The sequence below is a fragment of the Brevundimonas sp. BAL450 genome (assembly GCF_015767455.1).
In the GTDB taxonomy this organism is placed as follows: domain Bacteria; phylum Pseudomonadota; class Alphaproteobacteria; order Caulobacterales; family Caulobacteraceae; genus Brevundimonas; species Brevundimonas abyssalis.
Map to the genome: position 1 here is coordinate 36084 of NZ_JADWOW010000055.1, position 18792 is coordinate 54875.

At 68.2% G+C, this 18792-nt stretch carries 22 protein-coding genes and 2 tRNA genes; 13 read left to right on the plus strand and 11 right to left on the minus strand.

Going from position 1 to position 18792, the window contains the following annotated elements:
• Positions 1–2 precede the first annotated feature (2 nt).
• Positions 3–215 carry a hypothetical protein gene (locus IWC96_RS10520; RefSeq protein WP_196838883.1) on the minus strand — a complete coding sequence of 71 codons (213 nt, stop codon included), beginning with the start codon at positions 213–215 and terminating at the stop codon, positions 3–5.
• A 24-nt stretch (positions 216–239) separates the two neighbouring features.
• Positions 240–329 (minus strand) — tRNA-Ser (locus IWC96_RS10525).
• A 92-nt stretch (positions 330–421) separates the two neighbouring features.
• On the opposite strand from IWC96_RS10525, the gene IWC96_RS10530 reads away from it, so the two are divergent.
• The 5 genes from IWC96_RS10530 to IWC96_RS10550 are packed head-to-tail and all read left to right on the plus strand — an operon-like array spanning position 422 to position 4481.
• Positions 422–1240, plus strand: coding sequence for a septal ring lytic transglycosylase RlpA family protein (locus IWC96_RS10530; RefSeq protein ID WP_370541130.1), 819 nt, complete (start codon positions 422–424; stop codon positions 1238–1240).
• Between the two features lie 48 nt (positions 1241–1288).
• Positions 1289–1915, plus strand: a complete 627-nt coding sequence (gene tmk, locus IWC96_RS10535) for a dTMP kinase (protein ID WP_196838884.1) — start codon at positions 1289–1291, stop codon at positions 1913–1915.
• Positions 1912–2898, plus strand: a complete 987-nt coding sequence (locus IWC96_RS10540) for a DNA polymerase III subunit delta' (protein WP_196838885.1) — start codon at positions 1912–1914, stop codon at positions 2896–2898. Before tmk ends, IWC96_RS10540 begins: the two co-directional genes overlap by 4 nt.
• Positions 2899–3678: a TatD family hydrolase gene (locus tag IWC96_RS10545; protein ID WP_196838886.1), complete on the plus strand. Its 780-nt coding sequence runs from the start codon at positions 2899–2901 to the stop codon at positions 3676–3678. It begins immediately after the preceding gene.
• The gene (locus IWC96_RS10550; RefSeq protein ID WP_196838887.1) at positions 3675–4481 is read left to right on the plus strand and encodes an MBL fold metallo-hydrolase; all 807 of its coding nucleotides are present in this window, start codon (positions 3675–3677) and stop codon (positions 4479–4481) included. The genes IWC96_RS10545 and IWC96_RS10550 overlap by 4 nt, the downstream gene beginning before the upstream one ends.
• A gap of 5 nt (positions 4482–4486) precedes the next feature.
• On the opposite strand, the gene IWC96_RS10555 is transcribed toward IWC96_RS10550, so the two are convergent.
• The 3 genes from IWC96_RS10555 to IWC96_RS10565 all read right to left on the minus strand — a co-directional run bounded on the left by IWC96_RS10555 (position 4487) and on the right by IWC96_RS10565 (position 5435).
• Entirely contained in the window at positions 4487–4855 is a 369-nt protein-coding gene (locus IWC96_RS10555) for a cytochrome c (protein WP_196838888.1), read from the minus strand.
• A 171-nt stretch (positions 4856–5026) separates the two neighbouring features.
• Positions 5027–5329, minus strand: a complete 303-nt coding sequence (locus IWC96_RS10560) for an alkylphosphonate utilization protein (RefSeq protein ID WP_196838889.1) — start codon at positions 5327–5329, stop codon at positions 5027–5029.
• Between the two features lie 21 nt (positions 5330–5350).
• Positions 5351–5435: transfer RNA gene (locus IWC96_RS10565), tRNA-Leu, on the minus strand.
• A gap of 97 nt (positions 5436–5532) precedes the next feature.
• Between IWC96_RS10565 and IWC96_RS10570 the strand changes: the two genes are divergently transcribed.
• Positions 5533–5724, plus strand: coding sequence for a hypothetical protein (locus IWC96_RS10570; protein WP_196838890.1), 192 nt, complete (start codon positions 5533–5535; stop codon positions 5722–5724).
• On the opposite strand, the gene IWC96_RS10575 is transcribed toward IWC96_RS10570, so the two are convergent.
• Entirely contained in the window at positions 5721–6545 is an 825-nt protein-coding gene (locus IWC96_RS10575) for an NAD(P)H-hydrate dehydratase (protein WP_196838891.1), read from the minus strand. The two genes, IWC96_RS10570 and IWC96_RS10575, sit on opposite strands and share 4 nt — an antisense overlap.
• Before the next feature lie 111 nt (positions 6546–6656).
• On the opposite strand from IWC96_RS10575, the gene IWC96_RS10580 reads away from it, so the two are divergent.
• Both IWC96_RS10580 and glnA read left to right on the plus strand, forming a co-directional pair.
• Positions 6657–6995 (plus strand): P-II family nitrogen regulator, encoded by a 339-nt coding sequence (locus tag IWC96_RS10580; RefSeq protein WP_196838892.1) that lies wholly within the window; start codon positions 6657–6659, stop codon positions 6993–6995.
• Positions 6996–7069: 74 nt separating this feature from the next.
• Complete coding sequence (gene glnA, locus IWC96_RS10585) at positions 7070–8479, plus strand: type I glutamate--ammonia ligase (RefSeq protein ID WP_196838893.1); 1410 nt, start codon at positions 7070–7072, stop codon at positions 8477–8479.
• 64 nt (positions 8480–8543) lie between these two features.
• Here glnA and IWC96_RS10590 read toward each other — a convergent pair whose 3' ends face one another.
• Complete coding sequence (locus IWC96_RS10590) at positions 8544–9353, minus strand: serine protease (protein ID WP_196838894.1); 810 nt, start codon at positions 9351–9353, stop codon at positions 8544–8546.
• A gap of 98 nt (positions 9354–9451) precedes the next feature.
• Here IWC96_RS10590 and IWC96_RS10595 point away from each other — a divergent pair, with 98 nt between their 5' ends.
• Positions 9452–11632 carry a S9 family peptidase gene (locus IWC96_RS10595; RefSeq protein WP_196838895.1) on the plus strand — a complete coding sequence of 727 codons (2181 nt, stop codon included), beginning with the start codon at positions 9452–9454 and terminating at the stop codon, positions 11630–11632.
• Positions 11617–12174, plus strand: coding sequence for a GNAT family N-acetyltransferase (locus IWC96_RS10600; protein ID WP_196838896.1), 558 nt, complete (start codon positions 11617–11619; stop codon positions 12172–12174). Before IWC96_RS10595 ends, IWC96_RS10600 begins: the two co-directional genes overlap by 16 nt.
• Position 12175: 1 nt before the next feature.
• Here IWC96_RS10600 and IWC96_RS10605 read toward each other — a convergent pair whose 3' ends face one another.
• Complete coding sequence (locus IWC96_RS10605) at positions 12176–13453, minus strand: aspartyl/asparaginyl beta-hydroxylase domain-containing protein (protein ID WP_370541137.1); 1278 nt, start codon at positions 13451–13453, stop codon at positions 12176–12178.
• 65 nt (positions 13454–13518) lie between these two features.
• Here IWC96_RS10605 and IWC96_RS10610 point away from each other — a divergent pair, with 65 nt between their 5' ends.
• Together IWC96_RS10610 and IWC96_RS10615 are read left to right on the plus strand one after the other, a co-directional pair.
• A complete protein-coding gene (locus IWC96_RS10610) occupies positions 13519–14088 on the plus strand; it encodes an RcnB family protein (RefSeq protein WP_196838898.1) in 570 nt (189 codons plus the stop codon).
• Positions 14089–14200: 112 nt separating this feature from the next.
• Complete coding sequence (locus tag IWC96_RS10615; protein WP_196838899.1) at positions 14201–15028, plus strand: Ku protein; 828 nt, start codon at positions 14201–14203, stop codon at positions 15026–15028.
• Positions 15029–15056: 28 nt separating this feature from the next.
• Here IWC96_RS10615 and wrbA read toward each other — a convergent pair whose 3' ends face one another.
• The 3 genes from wrbA to IWC96_RS10630 form a co-directional block, all read right to left on the minus strand.
• Positions 15057–15659, minus strand: coding sequence for an NAD(P)H:quinone oxidoreductase (gene wrbA / locus IWC96_RS10620; protein WP_196838900.1), 603 nt, complete (start codon positions 15657–15659; stop codon positions 15057–15059).
• A gap of 112 nt (positions 15660–15771) precedes the next feature.
• The gene (locus tag IWC96_RS10625; protein WP_370541131.1) at positions 15772–16254 is read right to left on the minus strand and encodes a hypothetical protein; all 483 of its coding nucleotides are present in this window, start codon (positions 16252–16254) and stop codon (positions 15772–15774) included.
• A 184-nt stretch (positions 16255–16438) separates the two neighbouring features.
• A complete protein-coding gene (locus IWC96_RS10630) occupies positions 16439–17335 on the minus strand; it encodes a D-alanyl-D-alanine carboxypeptidase family protein (RefSeq protein ID WP_231379013.1) in 897 nt (298 codons plus the stop codon).
• A 55-nt stretch (positions 17336–17390) separates the two neighbouring features.
• Here IWC96_RS10630 and IWC96_RS10635 point away from each other — a divergent pair, with 55 nt between their 5' ends.
• Positions 17391–18791, plus strand: coding sequence for an MFS transporter (locus tag IWC96_RS10635; RefSeq protein WP_196838902.1), 1401 nt, complete (start codon positions 17391–17393; stop codon positions 18789–18791).
• The last annotated feature ends 1 nt before the right edge of the window (position 18792 follow it).

The window sequence follows — 18792 nt, forward strand, 5'->3', positions numbered from 1 at the left end:
GCTTAGTCCTGGCCGGTGTAGAAGGCCTGCTCGCCCAGCAGGTTGAACACCCACGGCCCCTTCAGGAAGTAGGCGGGCGCGCTGTCGTCCATGCGGAACCACCAGCCGTTGGCCTCCCAGTACAGGCAGGTCTTGCCCTGGGTGTCCCAGATGTATTCGTCCGACTGGTAGAACGCCGGCTCCCCGGCCGGGGTGTAGAACCACTTCACGGCCATGACGTCCTCTTGTCTTCAGCCTGATGGCGGACAGGGTGGGATTCGAACCCACGGTAGGCTCACACCTACGGCGGTTTTCAAGACCGCTGCCTTAAACCACTCGGCCACCTGTCCGGCGCGGGGTGCATAGCAGGGAAGGGGGGCGTTAACCAAAGCGGAAAATTTCGCGGCGATGATGCAGGCCCAATTCACTGAACGAGGCAGGCGTGCTGGAACGGCTCATCCCATCTGTGCGCATCGGCGCAGCGGCGGCGTCCATGCTGGTTCTGGCGGCGTGCGCCTCGGGCGGGCGGGACCTGCCGCGCGGGGGCGTGCCGACGCCGCCCGTGGTCAGCGATCCCGCGCCCATCGTCAGCGGCACCATGCGCCCGTATCAGATCCGGGGCCGCTGGTATCACCCGGCGCACCAGCCGAACTATGAGGAAGTGGGCCAGGCGTCCTGGTACGGGCCGGGCTTTCACGGCCGCCCCACCGCCACCGGCGAACGGTTCGACGAGAACGCCCTGACCGCCGCCCACAAGACCCTGCCGCTGCCCGGGCTGGTGGAGGTGACCAACCTGGCCAACGGGCGCAGCGCCATCCTGCGCCTGAACGACCGGGGGCCGTTCGTGGACGACCGCATCATCGACCTGTCGCGCGGCGCGGCCCAGGAGCTGGGCCTGCTGAACGCCGGTCTGGGGCAGGTGCGGGTGCGCTATCTGGGGCCCGCGCCGCGTCAGGGCGGCTGGGTGGCGGGCGGGGTGCAGACCGCCTCGGCGCCGGCGCCCGCAGCCGTTGCGCCGCCCGCCGCGACGACCACCACCAGCATCTACTGGATCCAGGCCGGCTCCTTCGCGGACCGCAACAACGCCCGCGCCGCCACCCGGCGTCTGGGCGACCGGGCGCGGATGGATTCGGTCCATGTGAACGGGCGGCGGCTGTGGCGGGTCATGGTCGGGCCGTGGGGCGATCCCAACCAGGCCGAACAGGCCCGGCGCGGCGTCATCGCCCACGGATTCGCCGACGCGGCCATCGTCGGGGGATAGAGGCAGCTTCGGGCTTGCCTCAGGCGTCAGGCCCGCCATTGTGCGGGCGTGACTCGCGGACGGTTCATCACTCTTGAAGGCGGCGAAGGCGCCGGCAAATCGACCCAGGCCCGCCGCCTGGCCGAAGCCTTGCGCGCTGTCGGCCATGAGGTGGTGCTGACCCGCGAGCCGGGCGGCTCGCCGGGCGCCGAGGTCCTGCGCGAGGTGCTGGTCAACGGCGCCGCCGATCGCTGGACCCCCACGGCCGAGGCCCTGCTGATGTACGCCGCCCGCTCCGACCATCTGGACCGCCTGATCCGCCCGGCGCTGGCGCGCGGCGCCTGGGTCATCAGCGACCGGTTCGCCGATTCCAGCCGCGCCTATCAGGGTGCCGCGGGTGGTCTGGATCCGGCTTTCATCGAGGCTCTGGATCGGGGCGTGGTGGGCGAGGACCAGCCGGACCTGACCCTGATCTTCGACCTGCCGGCGTCGGCGGGTCTGGCCCGCGCGGCCGATCGCGGCGCCGCCGAGGCGCGGTTCGAGGGCAAGGGCGCGGCCTTCCACGAACGCCTGCGCGAAGGCTTCGCCGCCATCGCCCGGGCCCACCCCGAACGCTGCGTCATGATCGACGCCGACGCCACGCCGGACGCCGTGTTCGACCGCATCTGGACCGTGGTGCGGGAGCGGCTGGCGTGAGCGACCATCCCCGTGACCGCTTTGATCTGGCGCCCCATCAGGACGCCGAGCGGGCCTTCACCGACGCCCTGTCGCGCGGTCGGCTGCACCACGCCTGGATGCTGACCGGGGTCGAGGGCGTGGGCAAGGCGACGTTCGCCTACCGCGCCGCCCGCCGCCTGCTGGGCGCCGAACCGGACCCGTCGCGGGGCGAGCTGGGCGCGCGGCCCATGGATCCGGTCAGCCAGCTGGTCTCGGCCCAGTCCCACCCCGATCTGATGATCCTCGAGCGGGCCGGGGAGGGCGCCAAGCTGAAGCGCAACATCTCGGTCGATCAGGCCCGGGAGCTGCCGGAATTCTTCTCCATGAGCCCGTCGCGGGCCCGCTACCGGGTGGCGATCATCGACGCGGCGGACGATCTGAACATGAACGCCGCCAATGCCTTGCTGAAGGTTCTTGAGGAACCGCCTGAGCGGGGCGTGCTGTTTCTGGTCACCCATGCGCCGGGCCGGCTGCTGCCCACCATCCGCTCGCGCTGTCGCCGGCTGAGCTTCCCCAACTGGAGCGTGGAGGCCCTGAGCGCCCTGGTCAGCCGACAGGCCGGTCTGGCCGACGAGGAGGCGGACCGCATCGCCGCCATGGCCGCCGGATCGCCCGCCGCGGCCCTGACGCTGGCGGGCGACCAGATGCTGGAGCTGGACCGTCTGGCGCGCAGCTGGGTCAATGACGGCCGGGCGGACATCGCCGAGGAGATCGCGCAGGCGGCCAAGTTCCGGGGCGCCGACGGCGCGGAGAATTTCGACCGTCTGTTCGACCGCCTGATGGCGGCGGTCAAGGACCGTGCGGCCACCTCCAGCGGACGCGAAGCCGCCGCATGGTCCGAGACCTGGAGCCGCCTCAGCGTCATGCCGGATCAGGTGTCGGGCATCAATCTGGACCGGGCCGACGTGCTGGCCGCCGCCATGGCCGAGATCGGCCGCGCCCAGCGCATCGGAGCCGCCTGAATGCTGATCGACAGCCATGTGAACCTGCACGCGCCCCAGTTCGACGAGGATCGCGACGCGGTCATCGCCCGGGCGCGCGAGGCGGGCGTGACGTTGATGGTCGAGATTTCCGACAAGGTCTCCACCTTCGAGGCGACCCACGCCTTGGCCATGGCCCATAATGACATCTGGTGCACGGTCGGCACGCATCCGCACGAAGCCAAGGAAAATCCGTCTCTTATAGCGGATGATTTGATTCATCTTGCGAGCCGCCCAAAGGTGGTGGGCATTGGTGAATGCGGGCTGGATTTCCACTATGATCTCAGCCCCCGCGACGTGCAGGCCCAGGTCTTCCGGGCCCATGTGGCCGCCGCCCGCGAAACCGGCCTGCCGCTGGTGGTCCACACCCGCGAGGCGGACGACGTGATGGCCGAGATCCTGCGCGAGGAGCACGCCAAAGGCCCGTTCAAATTCCTGATGCACTGCTACACCAGCGGTCCGGAACTGGCTGAACTCGCGGCAGAATTGGGCGGATGGTTCTCGGTCTCCGGCATCGCCACCTTCAAGGCGGCCGAGGATGTTCGGGCGGTCATCCGCGCCATGCCCGGGGATCGCATCATCGTGGAGACCGACTGCCCCTATCTGGCCCCCATGCCCCACCGGGGCCGCCGCAACGAGCCGGCCTACATCGGCCATGTGCTGGACAAGCTGGCCGAGATCCGGGGCTGGAGCCGTGACGAGGCCGAGCGGCGCACCACCGACGCCTTCTTCGCCCTGTTCGACCGGATTCCCCGCCCGTGAGCGGCCGCTGGGTCTTCACCATCCTGGGGTGCGGATCCTCCGGCGGGGTCCCGCGCGGCGACGGCGACTGGGGCGACTGTGATCCCGGCAATCCCCGCAACCGGCGCCGCCGCTGTTCGCTGCTGGTCCAGCGCTATGGGGCAGGGGAGACGCCCACCAGCATCCTGGTCGACACCTCTCCGGACCTGCGCGAGCAGATGCTGGACGCCGGGGTCCGCCATCTGGACGCGGTGCTCTACACCCACGACCACGCCGACCAGGCCCACGGCATCGACGACCTGCGGGTCTTCGCCATGCGCAACCGGCGTCGCATCCCGTGCTGGATGGACGCCCCGACGCGCGAAACCCTGGAGGGCCGGTTCCGCTACATCTTCGAGCCGATGGAGGGCTATCCCGCCATCTGCGATCTGCACGACCTGCCGTCGCTGGGGACGCCGTTCACCATCGACGGTCCCGGGGGGGCGGTGGAGATCATGACCTTCGACCAGTTGCATGGCCCGATCCACAGCGTCGGCTATCGCATCGGTCCCGTGGCCTATTCGCCCGATGTGTCCGATCTGGACGACGCGGCGCTGGCCGAGGTCGCCCGCGCCGACACCTGGATCGTCGACGCCCTGCGCTGGACGCCGCATCCGACCCATACGCACGTGGACAAGACCCTGGGCTGGATCGCGCGGTCCGGCGTGAAGGCCGCAGTGCTGACCAATCTGCATCTGGATCTGGACTATGCGGCCTTGAAGGCGGTCGCGCCCGCCAATGTGGATGTGGCCTTTGACGGCCTGTCCCTGACCTTCACCGCCTGACGCCGTCACTCTTCCTGGATGGAGGCCAGATAGACGATCAGATCGCGGTTCTGGCCGGCGTCCAGGACGAACTCCGGCATGGTCGAGTGCGCGGTCACGAACCCCTCGGCGAACGCTTCCTCCAGCTGCTCGACCGGATACCGGCGGCTGATCTCGCGAAGGGGCGGCGCCGCCGCCAGCGGGCTCGCACCGTCAGCGCCCACCGTATGGCATGACGAACATTGCTCGCGGGCGAAGACGGCGCCGCGCTCCACTGAGCCGAGCTCACCCGGCGGCGGGCCGTCCGTGGGCAGGGCCGACGTTTGCAGCGGCGCTGGATCGGCGGATGTGCAGGCTGCAAGCAACAGCACCGCCAGGACAGACCGAATGATCATGATCGCTTCCTTCTCAGACGGTCTCAACGCGCCGACTGAAGGGGTGATCCTTGATGCCGATCCATGCGCTGTCAATTGAAGGCAATGGCGAACAGCCATTCTACTATTTCGCATAATATATCTTAGGCGATAAACGGATATGACATTCAGGGCCGGACCGGCCCCCTCCGTCTAGACCTTCCTGACGAACTCGGCGCGCAGGACCAGGCCCTTGATGGTCGGGTGGCGGCAATCGATCTCCTGATCGTCGCCGGTCAGGCGGATGGACTTGATGACCGTGCCGCGCTTCAGCGTCTGGCCCGCGCCCTTGACCGCCAGGTCCTTGATCAGGGTGACGCTGTCCCCGTCGGCCAGCGCATTGCCCACGGCGTCGCGGACGACGACCTGGTTCGCGTCCGTACGCGCGGCCGCGTCCTCCGGGCTGAGCCATTCGCCCGTGGCCTCGTCATAGACGTAGTCGCCGCTGTCAGTCATGTCGGTCCCCGGCAGAAACCATGGTGCGGATGAGAGGACTCGAACCTCCACGCCTTGCGGCGCTGGAACCTAAATCCAGTGCGTCTACCAGTTCCGCCACATCCGCATGAGGCAGGCGTGGCCTCTATGACGTTCCGGGACGCAATGGCAAGGGGAACCGGACCTCCGTTCACGCGCTACAGGGAGTCGCGCGAGAAAATCTGATGGGTCAATCGTTTCATTATCGACCGGCAGACTTCACCGACGCAGAGGTTGAATCCCTGCGGTTGAAGCTGCTGGATGCGGCCGGACGCATGACCGAAGATCAGGTCCTGAAGCTGGCGGACTCCCTGCACGAAGTGATGCGTCGTCGTCGCGGCTCTCGCTCTTTCCAGCGCGTGGAGATGAAGCTCTAGGTCAGCAGCGCGCCCAGAACCGGCCCGATCCGGTCCGGCAGATCCTCTGAAATCAGACCCGGTCCGACCGCCCGGCCCGCCTCGGCGTGCATCCACACGGCGGCGCAGGCGGCGTCGAAGCTGTCCATCTTCTGGGCCAGCAGCCCGCCGATCATGCCCGCCAGAACGTCGCCCGTGCCGGCCGTGGCCAGCCAGGGCGAGCCGTTGCGATTCACCGAGAGCCGTCCGTCCGGGGCTGCGATCACCGTGTCGGCCCCCTTCAATACGACAACAGCGCCGGCTGTCGCGGCGGCGCTGCGGGCGGCCCCTTCCCTGCCGTGCTGGTCCAGCAGGCCCGGGAACAGGCGCTCGAACTCGCCGGCGTGCGGGGTCAGCACGTCGTCGCGGTCCAGGCCCGCGAACAGGTCCCCTGCCCGGCCCTCGAACAGGCTGAGGCCGTCGGCGTCGATGACCAGGGCGGCGCCGTTGCGCTGAAGCGCGGCGATATTGGCGGCCGTGGCGTCGGTCAGGCCCGCGGCGGGGCCGATGATCATGGCGTCCATGGGCGCGGCCAGGCGCTGAAGCTCGTCGGCATCGTGAAAGACGTCCAGCATGACGGCCTCCAGCGCCGGCGCGAGGACCATGGCGGCGTCGGGCGGGCAGAACACTTTCACAAGCCCCGCCCCAATTCTAAGCCCTGCCCGCGCCGCCAGCCGCGCGGCCCCGGTGCGCAGGGCCGGACCGGACACGACGCCCAGTCGGCCGCGGCTGTGCTTGTGGCTGTCGGCCCCCGGCCGGGGTAGCGTCGATCGCCAGAGGTCCGGATGGTTAGTCTGGGTCATGGCGCCATCACGCTGTGACAAATCTGCGAAAGAGGCTTGCGTTATTGTGCAATGCAATGTCCCTTATCAACCCGTGTGCCGAGTGGCGAAACGCCACCCTGCGGGGACAAGATGAAGAAGATCGAAGCCGTCATAAAGCCCTTCAAGCTGGATGAAGTGAAGGAAGCCCTTCAGGACATCGGCGTTCAGGGCATGACCGTTCTGGAGGCCAAGGGATACGGCCGCCAGAAGGGGCACTCCGAACTCTACCGGGGCGCCGAGTACGTCATCGACTTCCTGCCCAAGATCAAGCTGGAGGTGGTGGTCCCCGACGACATGGCTCCGGCCGTGGTCGAGGCGATCCAGACCGCCGCCCGCACCGGCAAGATCGGCGACGGCAAGATCTTCATCACCGATGTGTCCGACGTCATCCGCATCCGCACCGGAGAGACCGGAGCCCAGGCTATCTGACCTTCCGCCGTCGGCCGTTCCTTCGCCGGAGCGGCCGTTTCCTTTTCAACCTCCCCAAACCCGGACTTACGAGAATGAGCAGCGCCAGCAAGATCCTCCAGGAGATCAAGGACAAGGACGTGAAATACGTCGACGTCCGATTCACCGACACCCGAGGCAAGCTTCAGCATGTCACCTTCGACATCGACCTGGTGGACGAGGAATTCCTGAACGAAGGCACCATGTTCGACGGCTCGTCCATCGCCGGATGGAAGGCCATCAACGAGTCCGACATGCTGCTCAAGCCGGACCTGGACACGGCCTATATCGACCCGTTCTACCAGCAGACCACCATGTTCCTGTTCTGCGACGTGATGAACCCGGACACGGGCGAACCCTATTCCCGCGACAGCCGCTCCATGGCCAAGAAGGCGCTGGCCTACGTCCAGTCCTCCGGCGTGGGCGACAAGGTCTATTTCGGCCCCGAGGCCGAGTTCTTCATCTTCGACGACGTGCGCTGGTCCACCTCGGCGCATGAGACCGGCTACGCCTTCGACTCCACCGAGCTTCCGGCCAATACGGGCGCCGAATACACCGAAGGCAACATGGGCCACCGCCCGCGCGCCAAGGGCGGCTACTTCCCGGTCAACCCGGTGGACTCCGGCCAGGACCTGCGCGGCGAGATGCTGGCGGTCATGAAGGATCTGGGCCTGGAGCCCGAGAAGCACCACCACGAGGTCGCCCCGGCGCAGCACGAGCTGGGCCTGAAGTTCGCCGAGCTGGTGACCATGGCCGACCGTCTGCAGCTGTATAAGTACGTCATCCACAATGTGGCGGCGGCCTACGGCAAGTCGGCCACCTTCATGGCCAAGCCCATGTTCGGCGACAACGGCTCGGGCATGCACGTGCACCAGTCCATCTGGAAGGACGGCAAGCCCATGTTCGCCGGCGACAAGTACGCCGGCCTGTCGGAACAGTGCCTCTGGTACATCGGCGGCATCATCAAGCACGCCAAGGCCATCAACGCGTTCTCGAACTCCACCACCAACAGCTACAAGCGTCTGGTGCCCGGCTATGAAGCGCCGGTGAAGCTGGCCTACTCCAGCCGCAACCGCTCCGCCTCGATCCGCATTCCGTGGGTGTCCTCGCCCAAGGCCAAGCGCATCGAAGCCCGCTTCCCCGATCCCATGGGCAACCCCTACCTGACCTTCGTCGCCCTGCTGATGGCGGGCCTCGACGGCATCGAGAACCGCATCGATCCGGGCGCGGCCGCCGACAAGAACCTGTACGACCTGCCCCCGCAGGAGCGCGGCTCCATCCCCGAGGTCTGCGGCTCGCTGCGCGAGGCGCTCGAGAACCTCGACAAGGACCGCGACTTCCTCAAGAAGGGCGGCGTCATGGATGACGACTTCATCGACAGCTACATCGAGCTGAAGATGGAAGAGGTGGAGCGGCTGCAACTGCACCCGCACCCCGTCGAGTTCGACATGTACTACAGCTGCTGATCGACGCCTCGGCGACGGTTCAGGAACGCCGGGTCCGAAAGGGCCCGGCGTTTTTGATTCAGCCCTACTCCGCCGCGATGGCCGCGGCCTCGGCCTCGGCCTCCGCCGCCTCGCGCTCCGCCTGGTTCAGCAGCTCGATGGTCTCGCGGATGTAGCTGGCGTGAACCACCACCCCGATTCCCAGACGCTCGCTGTCCATCTCAACCTGCTGGGTCAGCACGCCGGCGATGAAGGGGTGCTCCGGTTCGGGCACGCCGGGCCTGCGCCGGGATGCGCCGGTCATGAAGACGGGTCCGCCCGAGTTGCCGGGAAACACTGTGAAATCCACCAGGAAGGTCGGAAAGGCCACGACCGGCGACAGCGGATAGGACGCGATCCGTCCCACCCTCAGGATCGGGAACCCCGCCCGGTTGGCCGACAGGCCGCGCGGAAAGCCCAGCGACATCATCTCGTCGCCCGGGGCCACGTCGAACCGGGCGAAGGTGTAGCCGTCCGCCATCCAGCCGAGGGGAATGGCGGCGCGGGCGAAGGCTTCGGGCGCCTCGATGCTCATCACCGCCACGTCGTGGTCCGGATGGCTGATCCACAAGGGCTCCCCCTCCCCGTCCCGGATGGTCAGGGGCGCGGGGGTGAAACGCCAGCTGCCGTCACTGAGCGGCACGCGCCAGCCGATGCGGGCGTCATTCCCCGGCATGCGGTTGAAGACGTGGCGGGCGGTGACCAGAACCACCCGCGGCGTGCCGTCGGCGCGCGGCGCGTCGATCAGGAACCCGGTGCCCACGGTGCGCGTGCCGTCGCCCTGGGGCTGGTCCAGCTGGACCGTCGCATTGATCAGCGACACGGTCAGATCCCAGGTCACGGCTTCGGCGAACATGAACTCTCCTCAATGATGCGCATCGCCATTTGACGGCCCGACGAAGTCAGGCACAAGGTCGCGGCGCCAATAGGGCTGTCCAGTTCGGGGAATCGCGGATGAACCGCCGTCAAATGATCGTGTCCGTCGCCGCCTCGGCGACCCTCGCCGCCTCGGGCGGCCCTGTCCTGGCCCGCCAGCAATCCGGAGTTTCGATGCCCCAGCCGCCCGTCGCCCGCCGTGACCCCCACAGCATCACCCAACTGGGCCGCACCCGGACCGACAACTACTTCTGGATGAAGGACGACAACTGGCAGGCGGTCATGCGCGACCCGTCGGTGCTGCGCGCCGACATCCGCGAGCATCTGGACGCCGAGAACGCCTATTCCCGCGCCATGCTGGCCTCCACCGAAGACCTCCAGAACACCCTGTTCGAGGAGATGAAGGGCCGCATCAAGGAGGACGACAGCTCGGTCCCCGCCCCCGACGGCGACTGGGAATACTACACCCGGTACCAGATCGGGGCCCAGCATCCGCTGCACGCCCGTCGGCCGCGCGGACGCGAGGACGGCGAGCAGATCCTGATCGACGTGGACGCTCTGGCCCAGCCCCACGACTACTATGACGTGGGCGGCGCCGAGCACAGCCCGGACCACGCCCTCTACGCCTGGGCCGAGGATGCGCAGGGCTCGGAATATTACGTCATCAAGGTCAAGGATCTGGCCACGGGCGAGGTTCTGGCGGGATCGGTCGAGAGCTCCACCGGCGACTTCACCTTCTCGCCCGACTCCCGATGGCTGTTCTGGACCTTCCGCGACGAGAACGGGCGGCCGACGAAAATTTACCGCCGCCCCGCGCGCGGCGGCGAGGATGTGCTGGTCTATGAGGAAGCCGACCCCGGCATGTTCATCGGCGTGTGGACCACCCGGTCCGGCGCCTACATCGGCATCGCCAGCCAGAACCAGGAAACCAGCGAATACCGCCTGATCCCCGCCGCCGATCCCACCGCCGAACCGCGCGTGGTCGAGCCGCGCCGTGTGGGCGTGCGCTATGATCTGGAGCACTGGGGCGACCGCTTCGTGGTGCTGACCAATGCGGACGGCGCCATCGACTTCAAGCTGATGTGGGCGCCCGAGGACGATCCCTCCGCCGCCAACTGGACCGAGTGGAAGCCGCACCGCCCGGGCACCTATGTCATGGAGACCACGGCGTTCGAGAACCACCTGGTCCGCCGCGAGCGGGTCAACGCCAACACCCGCCTGGTCATCACCCGCAAGGACGACCTGAGCGAACACGAGATCGTCCAGCCGGAGGAAGCCTATGTACTGGGCGTCCAGGGCGGCTACGAGTTCGACACCACCACCCTGCGCTACGTCTACACCTCGCCCACCACCCCGACCCAGACCTTCGACTACGACATGGCCACGCGCGAGAAGGTGCTGCGCAAGACCCAGGAAATCCCCTCGGGCCACAACCCCGAGGACTATGTGGCCCGCCGCCTGTTCGCCACGGCGCCGGACGGGGAGCAGGTGCCCGTCACCATCCTGGCCCGCCGTGACACGCCCATCGACGGCTCGGCGCCGCTCATGGTCTACGGCTACGGCTCGTACGGCATGTCGATGGATCCCAGCTTCTCGATCCGCAACCTGTCGCTGGTGGATCGCGGCTGGGTCTGGGCCACCGCCCACATCAGGGGCGGTACGGAAAAGGGCTGGGGCTGGTTCCTGGACGGCCGCACGGACAAGAAGATCAACACCTTCACCGACTTCAACGCGGTGACCGACCACCTGCTGGCCAACGGCTATGGCGATCCGGCGAAGGTGGTGGCCTACGGCGGCTCGGCCGGGGGCCTGCTGATGGGCGCGATCATCAATCTGCGGCCCGAGCTCTACACAGGCATCATCGCCGCGGTGCCGTTCGTGGACGTGCTGAACACCATGAGCGACGTCACCTTGCCCCTGACCCCTCCGGAGTGGCCCGAGTGGGGCAATCCGCTGGAGGACGAGGCGGCCTATGACTACATCGCCAGCTACAGCCCCTATGACAATGTGACGGCGGCCCCTTACCCCGCCGTGCTGGCCACCGGCGGCCTGTCGGACCCGCGCGTGACCTACTGGGAGCCGGCCAAGTGGGCGGCCAAGCTGCGCGAGTTCACCACCTCGGGCGATCCCATCCTGCTGAAGATCAACATGGAGGCCGGGCACGGCGGCGCCTCGGGCCGGTTCGATTTCCTCAAGGAGATCGCCTTCGACTACGCCTTCGCCCTGTGGTCGGTGGAGCGGGGATGGGAACGGGCCTGATCATCCGCGACGCGGCGGCGGGCGACCTGCCCGCCGTGACGGCCCTATACGGCCACAGCGTCCGCACCGGAACCGGCAGCTTCGAATACGACCCCCCGGACCATGCCGAAATGACCGGCCGGTTCGCGCGCATCCGGGATCTGGGCCTGCCGTGGCTGACGGCCGGAATTGACGGCGTCTTCGCCGGCTACGCCTACGCCGGGCCCTTCCGCATGCGGGCGGGTTATGGCTGGCTGGTGGAGGATTCGGTCTATGTGGAGCCGGACCACCAGGGGCGCGGCGTCGGCGCCGCCCTGCTGAACGCCCTGATCACGCGGTGCGAGGCCATGGACCTGCGCCAGATGGTGGCCGTCATCGGTGACGCAGAGAACACCGGCTCCATCCGCCTGCACGAACGCTGCGGCTTCACCCACGCGGGCGCCTTTCGCGCTGCGGGCTGGAAGCTGGACGGCTGGCGCGACGTGATCTTCATGCAGCGCGCTCTGGGCGCCGGCGACGGCGAGCCGCCCACAGGCGACGGCCTGCCCTTCATCGGCGCCTGAGTCAGGTCCCCCAGGACCGGCCGCCGCCCTCGTCGTCGATGGCGGCGAACATGGCGTTGACCAGCCGCCGCTCGTCCTCGGTCAGCTCCGGCCGCCAGATGTCGAACAGCAGGATGACGCGGGTCTGGTCGCTGGTGTTCCAGGCTTCGTGCTCGATGGTGTCGTCGAACGCCCAGGCCTTGCCCTCGACCCACTCGCGGGTGTCGTTGCCCACGCGCAGGCCGCAGCCGGGCGGGACGATCAGCGGCAGGTGGCAGATCAGCCGCGTGTTCACCATGCCCGTGTGGGGCGGGATCCGCGCGCCCGGCTTCAGCATCGAGAAAAGGATCGACGGGGTGCGTCCCGGCGTGCGGCTCAGGGGCGCGTCCTCCAGCGCCTCCAGGGTGCGCGGGCAACGCGCCGCGTTCGCCTCCACCGGCGCGCCGTCCTTCCAGAGATAGAACGAGCTCCAGTCCGCATTGCCCAGCATGCCGTGGTAATCGCCGCCGGGGCGGTCCTTCTCGCCCTCCACATAGGGGGCGAAGCTGGCGGGGTCGGCCATGACGGCCGCAAGCTCCTCGCGGATGGCGTCGGTGGCGGCCTCCAGCCGGTCCATCCAGGGGAACTGGTCGCGCTCGTAGAACTGGACTTGCGGCAGTTCGGCGAAGAGGAAGGTGCGCGGCTCCTGAACATAGGGCTGGCGACGACCGGTCAGGATGTCGATGGAGCGGGCGAACCGTCCCGACGCCCCCTCCATGCCGCTCCGCGCCAGCGCCTCGCGCAGGCGGGCTTCGAAGGCGGCGGCGTATGTCTGTTGCCGGGCGTGGGCGCGCTGGGCCTCGCGCATCAGATCCGGCGGCAGGTCGGGCGGCGCCACGGCCAGAGCCTCGCCATAGAAGGCCGACGCCGCGCGATCGTCGCCCACATCGGCGTAGTGGTCGCCCTTCATGATCAGGGCCCGCATGTTGCGGGGATCGACGTCCAGCAACCGGTCCAGGGCCGCCAGCTTGGCCGGCTGATCGCCCAGGGCCAGACAGGCCAGGGCCAGGCCGTAGAGGCCGTTCATGTCGTTGGGCGCGGCCTGAACCGCGCGCTCCAGCACAGTCCGGGCCCGGGCATGATCGCCCGCCCTCAGGGCGGCATAGCCTTCCTGAAGAAGGCCGACGTGAGACGCGGGTGTGGCGAACTGTGTGATGACCTCTCCCCCTCCCGCAGGATCAGACGGCGTTATGCAAGCACCGTCAAGACGGCGCCGGAATGGCGTGGGCGGGATGAACCCCGCCTGACCAGCGCCGTTCAGAACAGGCTCAGCGGCGGGTCGCTAGAGTGGGGGCAATCGACACACCCGTCGAACAGGAGAACCCCATGAAGAACAAGGCTCTCACCGCCGCCGTCGCCGCCGTCATCGCCGCCAGTTCGCTGGGCGTGGCCTCCGCCGCCGAAGCCCAGTCGCGTCCTGACCGCGGCGATCGCTATGAACAGCGCCACGACCGCGGCGACCGTAACGACCGCTATGAACGTCGTCACGATCGCAACGATCGCTATGATCGCCGTGACGACCGTCGCCCGGACGCCCGCCATGACCGCCGCTACGCCGAACAACAGCGCGCCATGCTGCAGCGTCAGCGCCAGATGCAGCAGCAGCAGCAACGTCGTCTGCAACAGCAGCACCGCGCCCACGCCCGCATGATGGCCCAGCGTCGCTACAGCGCCGGCGCCTACCAACGGCCCTACGGCTATCAGCAGCGCCATTGGCAGGCCGGCTACACCCTGCCGCCGTCCTATCGCCACAGCCGCTATGCGGTCGATCACCGCCGCTACGGCCTGCAGGCTCCGCCCTATGGCTATCAGTACAGCCGGGTCGACAATGACGTGGTCCTGACCGCCGTCGCCACCGGCCTGATCACCGCCGTCATCGTGGGTCTGTTCCAGTAAGACTCGGCGTCAACGGAACGGCCCCGTCGCAGCGATGCGGCGGGGCTTTTTCGCGTCCGCTGAACCCGAAGCGTCGCCGCACGTTCAATCCGCCTTGAAGAAGGGCTGAACGATGGTTGCGAGACCCACATGGCAAGGCCGCCTGAAGCTGTCGCTGGTCAGCTGTCCGGTGTCGCTGTTCACGGCGACCACCTCGGCCAACGACATCCGCTTTCACCTCATCAATCCCGAGACCAATAACCGTATCCGCATGGTGCCGACCGACCCGGACACCGGGCCGGTGGAGCGGTCGGATCTGGTGCGGGGCTATGAGGTCAGGAAGGACGAATACGTCCTGTTCGACGACGCCGACTTCGACAAGGTCAAGCTGGAGAGCACCAAGGCCATCAGCATCGACCGCTTCGTGGACGAGAAGGACATCGACCGCCTGTACTGGGACACGCCCCATTACATGGTCCCCGACAAGGACGGCGCCGAGGCGTTCTCGGTCATCCGCGAGGCCATGAAGAAGGCGGGCAAGGTGGCGCTGGGCTGTCTGGTGCTGCGCGGCAAGGAGCGTCAGGTGGCGCTGGAGGTGCGCGACAAGGGCATCGTCGCCTACACCCTGCGGGCCCAGGACGAGGTGCGCGACGCGGCCGACTTCTTCGACGACATCCCGACGGTGAAAGCCGACAAGGACATGATCGAGATCGCCCACAAGATCATCGGCCAGAAGGAAGCGGACTTCGATCCGGCCGAGTTCAAGGACGGATACGACGACGCCCTGCGCGAGATGATCAACGCCAGGACAAAGGGCAAGAAGCTGGTGGCCTCGCCCGAGCCCGACGAAACCAACGTCATCGACCTGATGGAGGCGCTGAAGAACAGCCTCAAGGGCTCGGCCGCGCCCGCGAAAAAGGCGCCGGCGAAGAAGGCCGCGCCGAGGAAGAAGGCCGGCTGACCCCCTCCCCCGTACGCGCCGAAAGTTCTCAGCCGTGCAGCTTCTTCGCCGTCTCGGCCACATAGCGGCCCTGCCAGCGGGCGCCTTCCAGCTCATTGTCGCTGGGCATGCGCGAGCCGTCGCCGCCGGTGATGGTGGTGGCGCCGTAGGGGCTGCCGCCGGTCACTTCATCGAGACGCAGCTGGCCCTGCCAGGCGTAGGGCAGGCCCGCAACCACCATGCCGTGGTGCAGCAGGGTCTGGATCATGCCGATCAGGGTGGTTTCCTGGCCGCCGTGCTGCGAGGCGGTGGAGGTGAAGGCCGAGCCGACCTTGCCGGTGAACGCCCCGCTGGCCCACAGGCCGCCGGTCTGGTCGAGGAAATTGCGCAGCTGCGACGCGGCCGTGCCGAACCGGGTCCCGGCCCCGATGATGATGGCGTCGTAGTCGCTCAGCTCGTCGATGGTGGCGATGGGCGCAGCTTGGTCCAGCTTGTAGCCGGACTTCTTCGCCAGCTCCTCGGGGACCAGTTCAGGGACGCGCTTGATGTCCACCTGGGCGCCTTCGACCTGGCGCGCCCCTTCGGCGACGGCTTCGGCCATCTTCTCAACGTGGCCGTAGGTGGAATGATAAAGCACGAGAACCTTGGGCATGGGGGGAACTCCCTGTCTGGAATGAACCGGCCGGCGATATTGCAACCGTATCAGTTGCCGATTTGGTCGCCTGCCTCCCCCGTTTCAACCCGTCCCCGTCAGAAAAGATGCGTCAGACGCGGTTCAAACCACCCCCGCCGCCCATGCCGCAGGCCGGGAACGGGACCATGGCGCGGTAAAAAGCGGCGCGCGCGGGCGCGGTCTGCCCCCGGCTGAGGCGGAAGGCGTGCTCCACCGCCGAGGCCTGCTGTTCGATGTTCAGCCCGCCCCAGGCACACGGCTCCAGCGGATAGGCGTAGGCGGCGCGGCTGTCCCCGGCCTTCAGCTTGGCCAGCAGCAGATTCACCCCCTGCTGCGCCTGCCACACGTGCACCAGCTCATGGATGAAGGTGGCCTGAATCTTCACCGGCGCGGCGGCCATGTCGTCGGGCAGCCCCCGGCGCGGCCAGACGATCCAGTCTCGCCCGAACCAGCGGCCCGGCACGAAGGCGCGCGGCAAAGGCGATCCCACGATGCGGATCGGATCGAGCGCCAGGGCGTCGCCGAACACCTCCTCGGCCAAATCCCTTTCGCCCGCAGTGAGGGGGCGGATCACCGTCGTCCCTCTCCCATTGGGAGAGGGTTGCGCGCACGGGTGCGCCAGCATCCGTGCTTCGCGCGCAGGGTGAGGGTCGGCTCTCTACGACCTGGCCGGACGGCCCTCATCCCCCGCGCGCGGATCGTCGCGCTACGCACGCCGATGCGCGGGTTCCCCCTTCTCCCAATGTGAGAAGGACGGCTCAAGGCCCCACCCATTCCCAGTGCCACGGCTCATACACATAGGGCACGAAGCCGAACCGGCGGGCGTTGGCCACCAGCCAGCGATAGGTCGGTCCCCGGCTCTGCTGCAGCCGGTTGTAGGCGTCGGTGGAGTCCACGCCGAAGCCGAAGGCGTGCCCCACATAGAGATCGATGGCCGTGCCGGTCCGGTGGGGCGAGCAGACCGCGCGCCGCAGCCCGTCGCAATTGCCCTCCACGGCGCAGCGGGCGGCGTCGGCGGCCGGGTCGCGCAGGCCGGAAAAGATCTGCAGCAGCTCGGGGTCGGCCGCGATCTCCGGAACCTCGGCCCGGGCGGCGGCGGCCATGCGGCGGTAGGCCTCCAGCACGTCCCGGCGCAGCATGCGGGTGATGCGGTCGGCGTGCTCTTCCTCGGGCAGCAGATAGGCCCAGGTGTTGATCGGCGGCGGTTCGGGGCATTCCCCCGCCACCCGCGCCATGACGAACGGCCGCCGCTCCTGCCAGACGCCGCGAAACACCTGGAACGTGGCCGCATCGAACACGCCGGTGGGCGCCAGGGCGTAGCGCGTCTGGAACGCGGCCAGGGCCGCGGCGAACCCGGGCGAACCGGGTGAACAGACGGTCGCCAGCTCCTGCTGGATCAGCGGCGTATAGGTCTCCCACCCCGTCTCTATCCCCGCGAAGGGCGCCCATTCCAGGCTCAGCACCGACTGCCCGTTGGCCACGGCCGCGTCGCTGAAGGCGTCCAGATCGACCCAGCAGGGATCGTCCGGGGCCTGGGCGCGGGCCGTCGTGGCCAGGGCGAGGGCCATCAACAGGGTCAGGATCAGACGCGAAGCGGTCATGCCGCTACATTCGATCAGCCCGCGCCCGCCCGCAAGCCGCTTGCCGAGGATCATGCGCGGCGGTCAGATGCCGGAGACCGCGACTCAGCGGCCGTCTCAGGCGTCACCCATGACCCAGCCCGCCGCCTCGCCGGCCGCTTCATCGCCCGTCCGCGCCCCGCGCCGCAGCAACGGCGTGCTGGCCGCCTTCTCCGCCGCCTGCCTGCCCTACGCGGCGCTGGGTCTGCCGGTCTATGTGACCCTGCCCGAGTTCTACGCCAGCCATGTGGGTGTCGATCTGGCCCTGGTGGGGATCATCTTCCTGGTCATCCGCATGGCCGACATCTTCGTCGATCCGGCGCTGGGCATGGTCATCGACCGCACCCACAGCCGCTTCGGCCGCTATCGTCTGTGGATGGGTCTGGCCGCGCCGGTGCTTATGCTGGCGGTGGCCATGCTGTTCATGGTCCGGCCGGGCGCCGGCGGCGGCTATCTGGCCCTGTGGCTGATCATCATGTCGCTGGGCTTCTCGGTCAGCATCCTGTCGCAGATCAGTTGGGCCTCGGCCCTGTCGTCCGATTACGACCAGCGCTCGCGCATCTACGGCTGGTGGCAGACCGCCAACATCGTGGGCGTGCTGACCGTGCTGCTGATCCCGGTGCTGGTCCAGTCCATGGGCTGGGGCGACTACGCCGCCGCCGTGCGCTGGCAGGGATGGTTCATCATCATCGCCCTGCCCGTGACCCTGGCCATCACCTTCGCCTTCACGCCTGAGCCGCCCCCCGGCCCGCCCGCCGACGCCGCCTCGCGCTTCGCCTATCTGAGCCTGTTCAAACTGCCGGTGATGCAGCGCCTGCTGGGCGCGGACCTGATGCTGGGCATCGCCCGCGGCGTGGTCGGCGCCTTGTTCTTCTACTTCTTCGAGGCGGTTCAGGGCTTCGAGCGGGCCCAGACCTCGATCCTGCTGCTGGTCTATTTCGTGGCCGGGCTGATCGGGGCCCCCGTCTGGAGCGCCCTGGCGGTTCGGCTGGGCAAGCACGCCGCCCTGATTCTGGCCTGCGTCTATTTCGCCGTGACCCTGCTGCTGGCCAGTTTCGGGGCGCCGGTTCTGGCCACGGCCCTTGGCGTCTCGCCCCTGATCATGGCGGCCATCATGGTGGCGCTGGTGGGTCTGGCCTTCGCCTCGGGCGACCTGCTGCTTCGGGCCATGATGGCCGACGTGGCCGACCAAGTGAGGCTTGAGCAGGGCGCGGACCGCACCGGCCTGCTGTTCTCGATCCTGACCGCCACCTCCAAGCTGGGCTATGCAGTGTCGGTGCTGACCTTCACCGGCCTGCAGTTCTCAGGCTTCAATCCGGCGCTGGTGGAGAACAACAGCCCCGCCGCCCTCATGTGGCTGCAGGTCATGTTCGCGGGTCTGCCGGCCCTGTGCCTGATGCTCGGCGCCTGGGCGCTCTACCGCTATCCCCTGACCCAGGCCCGCCACGCCGAGATCCGCGCCGCTCTGGATGCGGCGAGCCCAGCACGATAAG